This is a genomic window from Streptomyces katrae (genome assembly GCF_000966975.1).
Taxonomy (GTDB): Bacteria; Actinomycetota; Actinomycetes; order Streptomycetales; family Streptomycetaceae; genus Streptomyces; species Streptomyces katrae.
This window is the reverse complement of record NZ_JZWV01000561.1, coordinates 1-13,648: the sequence shown is the minus strand read 5'-3', so window position 1 is coordinate 13,648 and position 13,648 is coordinate 1. Positions and strand designations below refer to the sequence as shown.

The 13,648-nt window shown below is 72.7% G+C and carries 15 protein-coding genes; 12 read left to right on the top strand and 3 right to left on the bottom strand.

From position 1 onward, the window contains the following. Positions 1–761, top strand: a 761-nt coding sequence (locus VR44_RS20375) for an EamA family transporter (protein ID WP_045948986.1), incomplete at its 5' end; no start/stop codon positions are given. 234 nt (positions 762–995) lie between these two features. Then, complete coding sequence (locus VR44_RS20370) at positions 996–1,967, top strand: DMT family transporter (RefSeq protein ID WP_045948985.1); 972 nt, start codon at positions 996–998, stop codon at positions 1,965–1,967. On the opposite strand, the gene VR44_RS20365 is transcribed toward VR44_RS20370, so the two are convergent. Next, complete coding sequence (locus tag VR44_RS20365; RefSeq protein ID WP_045948984.1) at positions 1,949–2,614, bottom strand: pyridoxamine 5'-phosphate oxidase family protein; 666 nt, start codon at positions 2,612–2,614, stop codon at positions 1,949–1,951. The genes VR44_RS20370 and VR44_RS20365 overlap by 19 nt on opposite strands. Positions 2,615–2,651: 37 nt before the next feature. Between VR44_RS20365 and VR44_RS20360 the strand changes: the two genes are divergently transcribed. Next, the gene (locus tag VR44_RS20360) at positions 2,652–3,983 is read left to right on the top strand and encodes an aminotransferase class I/II-fold pyridoxal phosphate-dependent enzyme (RefSeq protein ID WP_045948983.1); all 1,332 of its coding nucleotides are present in this window, start codon (positions 2,652–2,654) and stop codon (positions 3,981–3,983) included. Positions 3,984–4,362: 379 nt separating this feature from the next. Here VR44_RS20360 and VR44_RS20355 read toward each other — a convergent pair whose 3' ends face one another. Continuing rightward, on the bottom strand, positions 4,363–5,337 hold the full coding sequence (locus tag VR44_RS20355; protein ID WP_094191778.1) for a DMT family transporter: 975 nt from the start codon (positions 5,335–5,337) through the stop codon (positions 4,363–4,365). A gap of 74 nt (positions 5,338–5,411) precedes the next feature. On the opposite strand from VR44_RS20355, the gene VR44_RS20350 reads away from it, so the two are divergent. Continuing rightward, complete coding sequence (locus VR44_RS20350) at positions 5,412–6,323, top strand: LysR family transcriptional regulator (RefSeq protein ID WP_045948981.1); 912 nt, start codon at positions 5,412–5,414, stop codon at positions 6,321–6,323. On the opposite strand, the gene VR44_RS20345 is transcribed toward VR44_RS20350, so the two are convergent. Next, positions 6,320–6,799 carry a pyridoxamine 5'-phosphate oxidase family protein gene (locus VR44_RS20345; RefSeq protein WP_045948980.1) on the bottom strand — a complete coding sequence of 160 codons (480 nt, stop codon included), beginning with the start codon at positions 6,797–6,799 and terminating at the stop codon, positions 6,320–6,322. The two genes, VR44_RS20350 and VR44_RS20345, sit on opposite strands and share 4 nt — an antisense overlap. A gap of 76 nt (positions 6,800–6,875) precedes the next feature. Here VR44_RS20345 and VR44_RS20340 point away from each other — a divergent pair, with 76 nt between their 5' ends. The 8 genes from VR44_RS20340 (at position 6,876) to VR44_RS20305 (ending at position 13,593) form a co-directional block, all read left to right on the top strand. After that, positions 6,876–7,490, top strand: coding sequence for a cysteine hydrolase family protein (locus tag VR44_RS20340; RefSeq protein ID WP_045948979.1), 615 nt, complete (start codon positions 6,876–6,878; stop codon positions 7,488–7,490). Between the two features lie 18 nt (positions 7,491–7,508). Then, a complete protein-coding gene (locus tag VR44_RS20335; RefSeq protein WP_094191777.1) occupies positions 7,509–8,360 on the top strand; it encodes a HipA family kinase in 852 nt (283 codons plus the stop codon). After that, on the top strand, positions 8,357–8,740 hold the full coding sequence (locus VR44_RS20330; protein ID WP_045948977.1) for a DUF3037 domain-containing protein: 384 nt from the start codon (positions 8,357–8,359) through the stop codon (positions 8,738–8,740). The genes VR44_RS20335 and VR44_RS20330 overlap by 4 nt, the downstream gene beginning before the upstream one ends. Before the next feature lie 203 nt (positions 8,741–8,943). After that, positions 8,944–9,705: a 3-oxoacyl-ACP reductase FabG gene (gene fabG / locus VR44_RS20325; RefSeq protein ID WP_045948976.1), complete on the top strand. Its 762-nt coding sequence runs from the start codon at positions 8,944–8,946 to the stop codon at positions 9,703–9,705. 29 nt (positions 9,706–9,734) lie between these two features. Then, on the top strand, positions 9,735–10,496 hold the full coding sequence (locus VR44_RS20320; RefSeq protein WP_045948975.1) for an SDR family oxidoreductase: 762 nt from the start codon (positions 9,735–9,737) through the stop codon (positions 10,494–10,496). 153 nt (positions 10,497–10,649) lie between these two features. Next, positions 10,650–12,233: an ABC transporter substrate-binding protein gene (locus tag VR44_RS20315; protein WP_045948974.1), complete on the top strand. Its 1,584-nt coding sequence runs from the start codon at positions 10,650–10,652 to the stop codon at positions 12,231–12,233. Positions 12,234–12,343: 110 nt separating this feature from the next. Continuing rightward, positions 12,344–13,012: a uracil-DNA glycosylase gene (locus VR44_RS20310; protein WP_045948988.1), complete on the top strand. Its 669-nt coding sequence runs from the start codon at positions 12,344–12,346 to the stop codon at positions 13,010–13,012. A 50-nt stretch (positions 13,013–13,062) separates the two neighbouring features. After that, a complete protein-coding gene (locus VR44_RS20305; RefSeq protein WP_063778946.1) occupies positions 13,063–13,593 on the top strand; it encodes a hypothetical protein in 531 nt (176 codons plus the stop codon). The last annotated feature ends 55 nt before the right edge of the window (positions 13,594–13,648 follow it).

Sequence of the window (13,648 nt, the reverse complement as noted above, 5' to 3'; positions counted from 1 at the left end):
GCTTCGGGCTGGTCGCCGTCGCGGGCGTGCAGGCCTTCTACTTCGCCTCCCTGTCGCGGATCCCGGTCGGCGTGGCCCTGCTCCTGGAGTACCTGGGCCCGGCGCTGCTGCTCGGCTGGATCCGGTTCGTGCAGCGCAGGCCGGTGACCCGGGCGGCCGCGGCCGGTGCGGCGGTGGCCGTCGTGGGGCTGGCCTGCGTGGTCGAGATCTGGTCCGGGCTGACTCTGGACCCGCTCGGGGTGCTCCTCGGGCTCGCCGCCGCCTGCTGCCAGGCGTTCTACTTCGTCTTCGCGGACCAGGGCACCGACGGCGAGGACGTGCCCGACCCGATGGGCGTGATCGCGTACGGCATGATCATCGGCGCCCTGGTGATGACCGTGCTGGCCCGCCCCTGGCAGATGGACTGGCAGGTACTGGCCGGGGACGCGGCGCTCGGGGACCTGAAGGTGCCCGCGCCGGTGCTGCTCGGCTGGGTGGTGCTGGTCGCCACGGTGGCCGCTTACCTGACCGGCGTGGTCTCGGTGCGCATGCTCTCCCCGCAGGTGGCGGGCGTGGTGGCCAATCTGGAGGCGGTCGTCGCCACCGTGCTGGCCTGGGTGCTGCTGCGCGAGCACCTTTCGACCTGGCAGATGGTCGGCGGGGCGCTGGTTCTGGGTGGTGCCTTCATCGCCCAGTCCGCGCGGCCGGCGCAGGAGCCGGCTGTGGTGGGGGAATCGGTTCTTCCGGAGGTCGGGGCCGAGGCCGAGCGGGCGAGGGCGTAGGAGCGGTCGGTCCGGTTCGCTCCGGCCCGCCCCGGTCCGAAACGCCCTGGTCCGGGCGGCTGACAGCGCGTAGGGTGCTCGGCATGTACGACACCGTGCTTTCGCCGCCCGCCGCCTAGCGCGGGCGGCCGCCACCGAACGAGAGACCAGCCACGGGGGTTCCCGGGGCGGTCCGTGCTGCCCGCGAAGCGATGAACCGCAGTCCTCATCCTTCACGCAAGCGCGGAGAAACACGTGTCGAACCACTCGCCCGCCACCGGGCGCAGCCTGCTCTACCTCGTCGTCGCCGGAGTCGCCTGGGGCACCGCCGGGGCGGCGGCCTCCCTCCTCTTCCTGGCCAGTGACCTCGGTCCGCTCGCCCTGTCCTTCTGGCGCAGCGCCGGCGGACTGGTGGTGCTGCTCGGCGTGCTGGCCGTACGCCGTCCCGCGCGGGCGCCGCGCGGGACGCGGCCCTCGGTCCTCTCACTGATCGGGACCGGCCTGATGTTCACCGTCTTCCAGGCCGCCTACTTCGGGGCCGTGCGGGAGACCGGCCTGGCCGTCGGCACCGTGGTCACCCTGGGCGCGGGCCCCGTCCTGATCGCGCTCGGCGCGCGGTACTGGATGGGCGAGCGGCTGGGGTGGGGCGGGGTGGCCGCCGTCGGCGGTGCCCTGGGCGGGCTCGCCGTCCTGGTGCTGGGCTCCGGGGGCGGTGAGGTGAGGCCGCTCGGAGTCGGCTGGGCCCTGCTGTCGGCCGCCGGGTACGCGGGGATGACCCTGCGGGCGCGGTGGCTCGGGCGGCGCGGGGCGGGCGGGGACCCGCTGGTGACCACCGCCTGGTCGGTGGGCGTGGGCACGGTGTGCCTGCTGCCGCTCGCCGCCGTGGAGGGGCTGCTGCCGCACACCGCCGAACCGGTGCGGGTGGTCGGGCTGCTGGTGTACGTGGCCGTGGTGCCGACGGCCCTGGCGTACGCCCTGTACTTCACCGGGGCCGCGACGGTGCGCGCCGCGACCGTGTCGGTGATCATGCTGATCGAGCCGGTGAGCGCGGCCGCCATCGCCGTCGCGGTGCTGGGGGAGCGGCTGACCGGCGCCGTGGTCCTGGGCACCGTACTGCTCCTGTCGGCGGTGGGCGCGCTGATCACGGCCGAGGCGCGCAGGCCCGCGGGCGCGGCGGACCGGCCGGCGGACCGGCCCGCCCGTGCGGCTCAGAGCGCGCTGAGGTAGTCCGGGACGGCGATGCCGGGGGCCAGGCCGGCGGCCGGGACGGGGGTCCCGTACGCCGGCGCCACCGGGACCACGCCCGACCAGAAGGGGAGGTCCAGGTCCTCGGGGTCGTCGTTCGGGCCACCCGTGCGGATCTTCGCGGAGACCTCGTTCAGGTCCAGCCGGATCACCGCCGTCGCCGCGAGCTCCTTGGCGTTGGCGGGCCGGGAGTCGGCGGCGCGGCCGGGCACGACGTTGTTCACGAGGGCGTCCAGGGCCGTGCGGCACTCCGCCTCGTCGGTGACCTGGTACGCCGTGCCGTGGACGACCACCGAGCGGTAGTTGATCGAGTGGTGGAAGGCCGACTTGGCCAGCACCAGGCCGTCCACGTGCGTCACGGTCAGGCAGACCGGCAGGCCCGGGTCCTGCCTGCCCGCGGCCAGCAGCGGGCGCGAACCCGTGGAGCCGTGCACGTACAGGGTCTCGCCCACCCGGCCGTAGAGCGTGGGCAGGACCACCGGCGCGCCGTCGCGGACGAACCCCAGGTGGCAGAGGTAGGTCTGGTCGAGTATCGAATGCACCGTCTCGCGGTCGTAGCGGGCCCGCTGGCGGGAGCGGCTCGGAACGGTGCGCTCGGTCGGCTCGTAGTCGACGGGGGTGACGCTCATGATGCGGGCTCCGTTGTACTAGTGCATAATTGGCTTTGTGCTAGGAGAATATAGGATCAGTGGGCGTCGCGCATCGGAAATCGCGGCCAGCATCGAGTCGGGCGTCGGATCGGGCGCCCTCGCGCCCGGAGCCCTGCTCCCGCCGATGCGGGAGCTGGCCGGTGAGCTGGGCGTGAACCCCAACACCGTGGCGGCCGCCTACCGGTCGCTGCGCGAGCGCGGGATCATCGAGACCGACGGCCGCCGCGGCAGCCGGGTGCGCGGCCGGCCCGCCAGCACCCCGCGCGACGCGCTCCGCCCCGACGTGCCCGAAGGCGTACGGGACGTCGCGCACGGCAACCCGGACCTTTCGCTGCTGCCCTCCCTGGACGGGCCGCTGGCCGCCGCGGCCCGCCGGTACGCGCAGGCGCCCACCCGCTACGGGGACGACCCGGTCCTCCCCGACCTGGCCCGCCTCGCCCGCGCCGGTTTCGAGGCCGACGGGGTTCCGGCCGGGGCCCTGGCGGTGACCTCGGGGGCGCTCGACGGCATCGAACGGGTCCTGGCCGCCCACCTGCGGCCGGGGGACGCCGTGGCGGTCGAGGACCCGGGCTGGGGGAGCGTGCTGGACCTGGTCCCCGCGCTGGGCCTGCGGGTGCTCCCGGTGGCCGTCGACGACGACGGGCCCCTGCCGGAGGCGGTGGCCCGGGCGCTCGCGGCCGGGGCCCGGGCGCTGGTGGTGACGGCCCGCGCGCAGAACCCGACCGGGGCCGCGGTCGGCCCGGAACGGGCCGCTCTGCTGCGGGAGCTGCTGTCCGGCCGTCCCGAGGTGCTGGTCATCGAGGACGACCACGGCCACGGGATCGTGGACCTGCCGCTCTGCCCGCTGGGCGGCGCCACCCGGCACTGGGCGCTGGTCCGCTCCACCGCCAAGGCGTACGGCCCCGACCTGCGGCTCGCGGTGCTCACGGGCGACACCGTGACGATGGACCGGGTCCGGGGGCGGCAGCGGCTGGGCCCCGGCTGGGTCAGCCGGCTGCTCCAGAGCGCGGTGGCCGAGCTGTGGGCCACCGGGGCGGTGGACGGGGCGGCCGTGGCCCGCTCGTACGGGCTGCGCCGGGACGGTCTCGTCGAGGCGCTGGCCGAGCGGGGGGTGCCGGCGCACGGGCGCAGCGGAATGAACGTATGGGTACCGGTCGCCGACGAGACGGCGGTGGTCACCCGGCTGCTGACGGCAGGCTGGGCGGTGCGCCCCGGAGCCGTCTACCGGGTGGAGGCGGGGCCCGGCGTACGGATCACCGTCTCCACCCTGCACCGCCGGGACGTGGATCCCCTGGCCGACGCCGTGGCGGCGGCGGTGCGCCCGGCGGCCGGCGCGCGCTTCGACTGAGCGCGGGCACGCGAAGGCCCCCGCCGCGTGGTGCGGCGGGGGCCTTCGGCGGGGCGGCTCAGGCGGTGAGTTCCAGCAGGCCGCCGAGGGTGAGGACCAGCCCCGCGAGGGCGACCACGGTGCCCAGGAAGCGGTAGACCTGCTTCGACATGACCCGCTTCGGCGGACCGAGCTCCCCCCCGGGAGTGCATGGCCGGCTCGGCGTTGGCCGCCGCGTAGCGCTCCATCGCGTCAGCGGCGCCCCGGATGTTCAGGGCGAAGGTGGCGCCGGCGACCAGGCTGACGCCGCCGAAGGTCAGGAGGAAGGTGGCCGCGTTCATGGTTCGTCCCTTGGGCGAGGTGCTGACCGCACGGAGTTCAGGGCAGGGATCCCCGCAGGTCAGCCCCTCTTCGCGGGCTGTGGGCGGGCCTGGGTGAGGGCGGCTCCCGCGAGGACGATCAGCGCGCCCACCGGGGTGTTCCAGTGCAGCTGCTCGCCCAGGACCAGGACGCCCGCCGTGGTGGCGATCACCGGGATGAAGTACGTGACCATCTGCGCCGTGGTCGGGCCGATCTCCGTCACCAGCCCGTACTGCATCTGCAGCGCGGCCCCCGTGCCCAGCGCGCCCAGGGTGATCACCGCGAGGGTCGGCCACAGCGGGAAGGCGGCGGGGGCCGAGGTGAACAGGGAGCTGACGGCGGCCAGCTGGAGGGTCGAGACCATCAGCTGCGCCCCGGTCATGGCCACGGGCGAGCCGGAGGTTCCCGCCAGGGTGCGGCGGACGTAGATCCAGCCGATGGGGTAGCAGAGCGAGGCCAGCAGGGCCAGGGCGGTGCCCTTGGTGTCGACGCCGGTGAACCCCTGCCAGGCGCCCAGGACGGTGAGCACGCCCAGGAAGCCGATGCCCAGCCCCGCGAATCGGCGGCGCGTGGGGCGGTCCTCGGAGAGGGCGACCAGGGAGAGCGCCATGCCCCACAGCGGGGAGGTGGCGTTGCAGATCCCCGCCAGGGTCGAGGTGACGGTCTGCTCGGCGTAGGCGAAGAGCGCGAAGGGGGCGGTGTTGAGCAGGAGCGCCGCCACCGCCAGGTGCCCCCAGGTCCGGCGGCCCCGGGGGAGCGGCTCACGGCGCACCAGGAGCACCGCCAGCAGGGCGAGCGCCCCGAAGAACACCCGGCCGAGGGCGACCTGGAAGGGTGCGAACGCCCCGGTGCCCACCTTGATGAACAGGAAGCTGAAGCCCCAGACCACCGAGAGGAAGGCGAAGCGGACGCGCCAGTCGAGGGCGCCGGTACGACGGGACCCGCGCGGCGGGGCGGAGGAGACGGCCGGGTTGGGGGCGGAGGAGGTGCGGCGAGGTGTGGCGGGTGCGCTCATGGGCCTCACTCTCCTGTGCACGACCTCGTAGGACAAGCGAGATTTCCTGCGGACGAAGGCGTAGCATCGCTTACATGTTGAACCTGGAACGCCTGCGTACCCTCGACGCCCTCGCCCGCCACGGCTCCGTCAGCGGGGCGGCGGGAGGACTCCACGTGACCACCTCGGCGGTCTCGCAGCAGATGGCCAAGCTGGAGCGGGAGGTCGGCCAGCCCCTGCTGGCCAAGCACGGCCGCGGGGTCCGGCTCACCGACGCCGGGCGGATCCTCGCGGACCACGCCGCCCGGATCATCTCCCAGGTGGAGCTGGCCCAGGCCGACGTCGAGGCCCAGCGCGGCCGCGCGGTGGGGGAGCTGCGGATCGGCGCCTTCCCCACCGCCATGCGCGGGCTGCTGCCCCAGACCCTGGTCTCCCTGCGCACGGACCACCCCGAACTGCGGGTGCAGGTGCGGGAGAAGGAGCCCGAGGAGAGCATGGCCGCCGTGGTCCGCGGCGACCTCGACATGGCCCTGGCCATCGACTGGCACAACAAGCGGATGCCGGTCCCGGCCGAGCTGACCCGGATGCACCTCCTGGACGACGCCGCCGACATCGCGGTCCCGCGCGACCACCCGCTCGCCGGCCGGACGCAGATCTCCCTCGCCGAGTTCGCCGGGGACGACTGGATCTCCTGGAACGAGGGGCAGTTCTGCCACGAGTGGCTGGTCTTCACCCTCCGCGGTACCGGCGTCGAGCCGCGCGTCACGCACATCGCCGAGGAGCACCACACCCAGCTCGCCTTCGTGGAGGCCGGGCTGGGCGTGTGCGTGACGCCCCGGCTGGGCCGGGGACCGGTGCCGCCGGGAGTGCGCCTGCTGCCGGTGTCCGACACCGTACGGCGCCACGTCTACGCCGTCTGGCGCGCCGACGCCGACCGGCGGCCCTCCATCCGCGCCGCCGCCGAGGCCCTGGAAGAAGCGGCCGCCGCGGTGCGCGACACCCCTTAGAGCTTGCGGAAGTCCCAGGAGACGATCGCGTCCGGGGTCAGCCGGATCCAGGCGTGCCGGCCGTCGTGCGGCATCTCCTCGATGCCGAAGTTCTTCCTCGGGAAGATCCGCTCCGCCTCCTCGAGCTCCGGGCACGGCTCCCCGGTGCGCGGCGCCTCGCCGACGAAGACCGCGGTGCCGGACAGCTCGACCCCGCGCAGCTCCCCGTACTCCTCTCCCGCGTCCACCACCACCGAGATCCGGGGGTCCTTGCGCAGATCGGACCAGCGGCGGCTGCGGGTGATCGAGTACAGCCACAGCGAGGTGCCGTCCCAGGCGAACCACAGGGCGCCCACGTGCGGCCGCCCGTCCGGGGAGACCGTCGCCACCCGGCAGGTGCGCTGCTCGCGCAGGAAGGCGTCCACCTCCCCGTCCGTCATCATCACCCGGCGGCCGCGCCGCTGCGCCCCCTGCCCGCCCGTCCTCGTCGTGTCCATCCGTCCCGCACCCCTTCACATCTGACTGTGTGTCAGGAATCATGCGTCCTCTTCCGTCGACGCACCAGGGGGCGCCATGCCGGAGTTCGACCCCGCCACCACGGCGCTGCTCACCGTCGAATGCCAGAACGGGGTGGTCGGCGAGGAGAGCGCCCTGCCCGAACTGGCCAAGGAGGCCCGGGACTCCGGGATGCTCGGCCGGGTGGCGGCGCTGGCCGCCGCCGCGCGCGGCGCCGGGGTGCAGGTGGTCCACGCCGTCGCCGAGCGCCGCCCCGACGGGCTGGGGGCCGGCACCAACGCACGGCTCTTCCGGGCCGCCGGCAGGCTGCCCGTGCGCCAGCTGACCGGCACCCGGGCGGTGGAGGTCGCCGCCCCCCTCACGGTGGAGGCGCGGGACCTGGTGGTCCGGCGGCTCCACGGGCTCTCCCCGATGGCCGGCACCGATCTGGACGCCCTGCTGCGCAACCTCGGGATCCGGACCCTCGTCGTCACCGGGGTCTCCTCCAACATCGCGATCCCGAACACGGTCTTCGACGCCGTGAACCTCGGCTACGAGGTCGTGGTCCCGGCCGACGCCGTCGCCGGGGTGCCCGCCTCCTGGACCGCCGAGGTGATCCGCAACTCGCTCGCCCTGGTGGCGTCGATCACCACGGCCGACGAGCTGATTTTCCAGTGGGCTCCGCGCCGCTGACCCCCGTAACCTGGCCGGATGTTGTCCGAAGTGATCGCGACCCGCTACGTCACGCCCCTGCGTGAGGGCGGCTCGCTCCCGGGAATCGTCGAGGCCGACGACCTCGGTACCTACGTCATGAAGTTCACCGGAGCCGGCCAGGGCCGCAAGACCCTGGTCGCCGAGGTCGTCTGCGGCCGGCTCGCCCAGCGGCTGGGGCTGCGGGTCCCACGGCTGGTGCAGATGCAGCTCGACCCCGTCATCGGGCTCGCCGAGCCCGACCAGGAGGTCCAGGAACTGCTCAAGGCCAGCGGCGGGCTCAACCTCGGCATGGACTACCTGCCCGGCTCGATCGGCTTCGACCCGCTCGCCTACCGGGCCGACCCGGTCGAGGCCGGGCGCGTCGTCTGGTTCGACGCGCTGATCAACAACGTCGACCGGTCCTGGCGCAATCCGAACATGCTGGTCTGGCACGGGGACCTCTGGCTCATCGACCACGGCGCCACGATGATCTGGCACCACAACTGGCCCACCGCCCAGGCCGCGGCCGCCAAGCCCTACAACGCCTCCGACCACGTCCTGGCCCCCGTCGGCCCGGACATCGAGGCCGCCGCAGCCGAGCTGTCCCCCCTCGTGACCGAGGAACTGCTCACCGAGGTCGCGGCGGACGTCCCCGACGAGTGGCTCGTCGACGAACCCGGCTTCGACTCCGCCGACGCGGTGCGGCGCGCCTACGTGGCGGCGCTGCTGCCGCGCGCGGCGACGATCCACGAGAGGATCACCATGGAGGCCGAGGTCAGGCAGCAGTCCGGTCCGCCGGGCTGGCTCGCCGAGCGCCTCCCTCCCCAGTCGGACAAGAACAAGAACAAGCAGAAGAGCGGCGACGAGTGACCAAGCGGGACGTGTTCGAGTACGCGCTGGTGCGCGTGGTGCCCCGGATGGAGCGCGGCGAGTGCTTCAACGCCGGCGTGATCGTCTACTGCCGGGCGCACTCCTACGTCGCCGCGCGCACCCACCTGGACGAGGCCAAGCTCCTCGCCCTGGACCCGCGGGCCGACGTGGCCGGGGTCCGGGCGGCGCTGCGCGGGGTCGAGGGGCTGTGCGAGGGCGGCGAACGGGCGGGCCAGGCGGCGGGCGACGACGCGGGGCGGCGGTTCCGCTGGCTGATCGCCCCCCGCAGCACCGTGGTCCAGCCCGGGCCGGTGCACACCGGGCTGACCGCCGATCCCGCCGCGGAGGTGGAGCGCCTGCTGGACCTGCTGGTCCGCTGACCGGGGCGTCCCTCGGGCCCGCCGCCGCGCCGTCCGGGGCCGGCTCCGCCCCGGCCGGCGGGCGCCGGGCCCGCGGCGCGAACGCCACCGGGCCGGGACCCCGTTGACACCGCGGTGCCGAGGCTCCTAGCGTCTCCTCAGCTGAAGCTACTAAGCGGTTGCTCACCTCGGGCGGCCGTCTCTCAAGGGCGAGGAGAACCAGCATGTCCACCACCGAGCAGCGCGTCGCGATCGTCACCGGGGCGGCCCGGGGCATCGGCGCGGCCACCGCCCTGCGCCTGGCCGCCGAGGGCCGGGCGGTCGCCGTGATCGACCTGGACGAGGCGGCCTGCAAGGACACCGTCGAGGCCATCACGGCCGCCGGCGGCAAGGCGCTCGCGGTCGGCTGCGACGTCTCGGACGCCGCCCAGGTGGAGGCGGCCGTCGAGCGGGTCGCGAGCACGCTGGGCGCGCCGACGATCCTCGTGAACAACGCGGGCGTGCTCCGCGACAACCTGCTCTTCAAGATGAGCGACACCGACTGGGACACCGTCATGAACGTGCACCTGCGCGGTGCGTTCCTGATGGCGCGTGCCTGTCAGAAGCACATGGTCGAGGCCAAGTTCGGCCGCGTGGTGAACCTCTCCAGCAGCTCCGCGCTCGGCAACCGCGGCCAGGCCAACTACGCCGCCGCCAAGGCCGGCCTGCAGGGCTTCACCAAGACCCTGGCCATCGAGCTCGGCAAGTTCGGCATCACCGCGAACGCCGTCGCCCCCGGCTTCATCGCGACCGAGATGACCGCGCAGACGGCGGCCCGCGTCGGCATGGGCTTCGAGGAGTTCCAGCTCGCCGCCGCCTCGCAGATCCCCGTGCAGCGCGTGGGCGTCCCCGCGGACGTGGCCAACGCCATCGCCTTCTTCACCGGCGAGGCCGCGGGCTTCGTCTCCGGCCAGGTGCTCTACGTGGCCGGCGGCCCCCTCAGCTGACGACACCCCGGAGAGGCAGGGCGTACGGCATGACGTACAACGGCACGGACAGCGGCAAGGTCGCACTGGTCACCGGGGCGAGCCGGGGCATCGGCTACGGGATCGCCGAGGCGCTGGTCGCCCGGGGCGACCGGGTCGTGATCACCGGACGCAACGAGGACGCGCTGAAGGAGGCCGTCGACAAGCTCGGGGCGGACCGGGTGATCGGCGTGGCCGGGAAGGCGCACGACGAGGCCCACCAGGCCGTCGCCGTGGACCGGGCGATGGAGGCCTTCGGCCGCGTCGACTTCCTGGTGAACAACGCGGGCACCAATCCGGTCTTCGGGCCGATCGCCGACCTGGACCTCCAGGTGGCGCGGAAGGTCTTCGAGACCAACGTGATCTCGGCCCTCGGTTTCGCCCAGCGGACCTGGCACGCCTGGCAGAAGGACAACGGCGGGGCGATCGTGAACATCGCCTCGATCGCCGGGGTCTCCGCCTCGCCCTTCATCGGGGCGTACGGGATGAGCAAGGCCGCGATGATCAACCTCACGCTCCAGCTCGCGCACGAGATGGCGCCCCGGGTCCGGGTCAACGCCATCGCCCCGGCGGTGGTCAAGACGAGGTTCGCCCAGGCGCTCTACGAGGGCCGCGAGCAGGAGGCCTCGGCGGCCTACCCGCTGGGCCGGCTCGGGGTCCCGGAGGACATCGGGGGCGCGGCCGCATTTCTTACATCTGCACAAGCGGAATGGATTACTGGGCAAACCCTGGTGGTCGACGGAGGCATGTTCCTGAATGCCGGTGTGCACTGACCGATAACCGGACGTATTTGCCTCCCAATGGGAGGCAAATACGTGCCGAACAGGCGCGAAATCGGTCAAGAGCCTCATGAAACCTGCCCATTGGATTTGTGACGCTCTGCGGTAGGGTCTGCCGCACCCGGTGGCTGATCGAGGAGCGTGCACGTGTTCAACCGGACCAGATGCCTGCAGATCACTGCGGCCCTTGCGTCCATATCCCTGGTCGCCGGATGCGGTCTGCTGTCGGACGACACCGACGCCGCCGCGAAGAGGATCACCGTCGGTACGACGAGCGCGCCGAGCACCCTCGACCCCGCGGCGGCCTGGGACGGCTCCTGGGAGCTCTACCGGAACATCTACCAGACCCTCCTGGCGTTCCCGACGGGCAGCACCAAGCCGCAGCCCGACGCCGCCCAGAGCTGCGATTTCACCGACACGGCGAACATGGCCTACCGGTGCACCCTGCGCAAGGGCCTGAAGTTCTCCGACGGCGAGGTGCTCGACTCCAAGGCGGTCAAGCACTCCCTCGACCGGATCAGGACGATCAACTCCCAGGTCGGCCCCAAGGGCCTCTTCGAGAGCCTGGACAAGATCGAGGCCCCGGACCCGCTCACCGTCGTCTTCCACCTGAAGACCCCCGACGCGACCTTCCCGTACGTCCTCGGCTCGCCCGCCGCCTCGCTGGTCGCGCCCAAGGACTACCCGGCCGACAAGCTCCGCTCGGACGGCAAGGTGACCGGCTCCGGCCCCTACGTGCTCACCGAGTACAAGGAGGGCTCCGAGGCGGTCCTCGGCGGCTACGACGGCTACCAGGGCTTCGCCAACCGCCGCAACGACGCCGTCACCATCCGCTACTTCAAGAAGTCCGACGAGATGGTCGCGGCCCTGAAGAACAAGGAGATCGACGCCACCTACCGAGGCCTGTCGGCGGCGGAGATCAAGGACCTGCAGAGCCCCGCCTCGCACAACCAGGGCGTCCAGGTCGTCGAGAACGTCGGCGCGGAGATCCGCTACCTGGTCTTCAACCCCAAGGACCCGCAGATCGCCAAGCCCCAGGTGCGCCAGGCCATCGCGCAGCTCGTCGACCGGGGAGCGCTCGTCACCAAGGTCTACCAGGGCACCGCCGAGCCGCTGTACTCGATGGTCCCCAAGGGGGTCGTCGGCCACAAGACGCCCTTCTACGACCTGTACGGCAACGCCGACGTGGGCAAGGCGCGCAAGCTCCTGCAGTCCGCCGGGATCAACACGCCCGTGGAGCTGACCTTCTGGTACACCACGGACCGCTACGGCGGCTCCACCGCCGACGAGTTCACCGAGCTCAAGCGGCAGCTGGAGGAGAGCAACCTCTTCAAGATCAACCTGCGCGGCAAGCCCTGGAAGGACTTCCAGGTCGGCTACAAGAACGGCGAGTACCCGGTCTTCGGCCGCGGCTGGTTCCCCGACTTCCCGGACCCGGACAACTTCATCGCGCCGTTCGTCGGCAAGGAGAACGCGGTCGGCACCCCCTACGAGAACACCACGATCCAGAACGAGATCCTCCCCAAGTCCCGCCGTGAGGGCGACCGCTCGGCCGGAGTGAGGGAGTTCGAGCAGGCGCAGCAGATCTTCGCGCAGGACGTCCGGCTGCTGCCGCTGTGGCAGGGCAAGCTCTACGTCGGCGCCCGCGAGGACATCGCCGGGGCCGAGCGGGCCCTGGACCCCCAGACCGCCATGCAGATGTGGGAGTTGTACCGCAAGACCAGCTGGTGACGGCGGGGCCCCGGGCGCGGAAGGTGCCCGGGGCACGGCGTTGTCAGTGGGGCCCGGTAGGTTCTGAGGAGTTGCACGAACTTGTACCGGAGGTTGTCGACGTGACCCAGATGCTGCCCGAGTCGTGGCTGCCCGTCCTCGGCGGGGAGCTGGACCAGCCCTACTTCAAGGAGCTCACCGAGTTCGTCGACAAGGAGCGGGCGAACGGGCCGGTCTACCCGCCGCGCGAGCAGGTCTTCGCCGCCCTGGAGGCCACGCCGTTCGACAAGGTGAAGGTGCTCGTCCTCGGCCAGGACCCGTACCACGGCGCCGGCCAGGGACACGGCCTGTGCTTCTCCGTGCAGCCCGGGGTCAAGACCCCGCCCTCGCTGCGCAACATCTACAAGGAGATGAAGGAGGAGCTCGGCCTGGAGATCCCGGACAACGGCTACCTGATGCCGTGGGCCCAGCAGGGCGTCCTCCTGCTCAACGCCGTCCTCACCGTCCGCGAGGCCGAGCCCAACTCGCACAAGGGCAAGGGCTGGGAGAAGTTCACCGACGCGGTGATCCGCGCCGTGTCCGACCGCCCCGACCCGTCCGTGTTCGTCCTCTGGGGCGCCTACGCCCAGAAGAAGATCCCGCTGATCGACCAGGAGCGGCACGTCATCGTCAAGGGCGCCCACCCCTCGCCGCTGTCGGCCAAGAAGTTCTTCGGCTCCCGGCCCTTCACCCAGATCAACGAGGCCGTCGCCGCACAGGGCCATGAGCCGATCGACTGGCGGATCCCGGACCTGGGCTGACACCACACCGCGCCTCGGTGCCAGAGCCGGTGCCTGCGGCTAGCTTCTTGATGATCGGACCGGATCAGGTCCGGCAGAGCAAGCCGGAGGCCCCGTTGACGGAGCAGCAGCAGGAGGCGTCGGAGGACGCCGTCATGACCCGGATCGGCCAGGCGGTCATCCTGCTGCACGCCGGGGACCGCGAGGAGGCCCGCAACCGGCTCTGCGAGATCTGGTCCGAGATCGGCGAGGAGGGCGACTCCCTCCACCGCTGCACCCTCGCCCACTACATGGCCGACACCCAGGACGACCCCGCCGACGAACTGGCCTGGGACCTGAGGGCCCTGAGCGCCGCGGACGGGCTCGGGGAGGCGGTGCGCGTCTTCTACCCGTCGCTGCACCTCAGCCTCGCGGCCGACTACGTCAAACTGGACCGCCCCGAGGCGGCCCGGGTACACCTCGCGCGGGCCCGCGCAGCCACCCGGGCCCTGCCCGACGACGGATACGGCAACGGCGTCCGGGACGCCATCGCCCGGCTGGAGCGCCGGCTCACCGCCGGGGAAGGACCGGGACCCCGGCCCTTCCCCGAGCAGTCGCCCTAGGACCCCTCCGTACCCCGGCCCCGGAGCCGTGATCCTGTCTCTTATACACATCTCT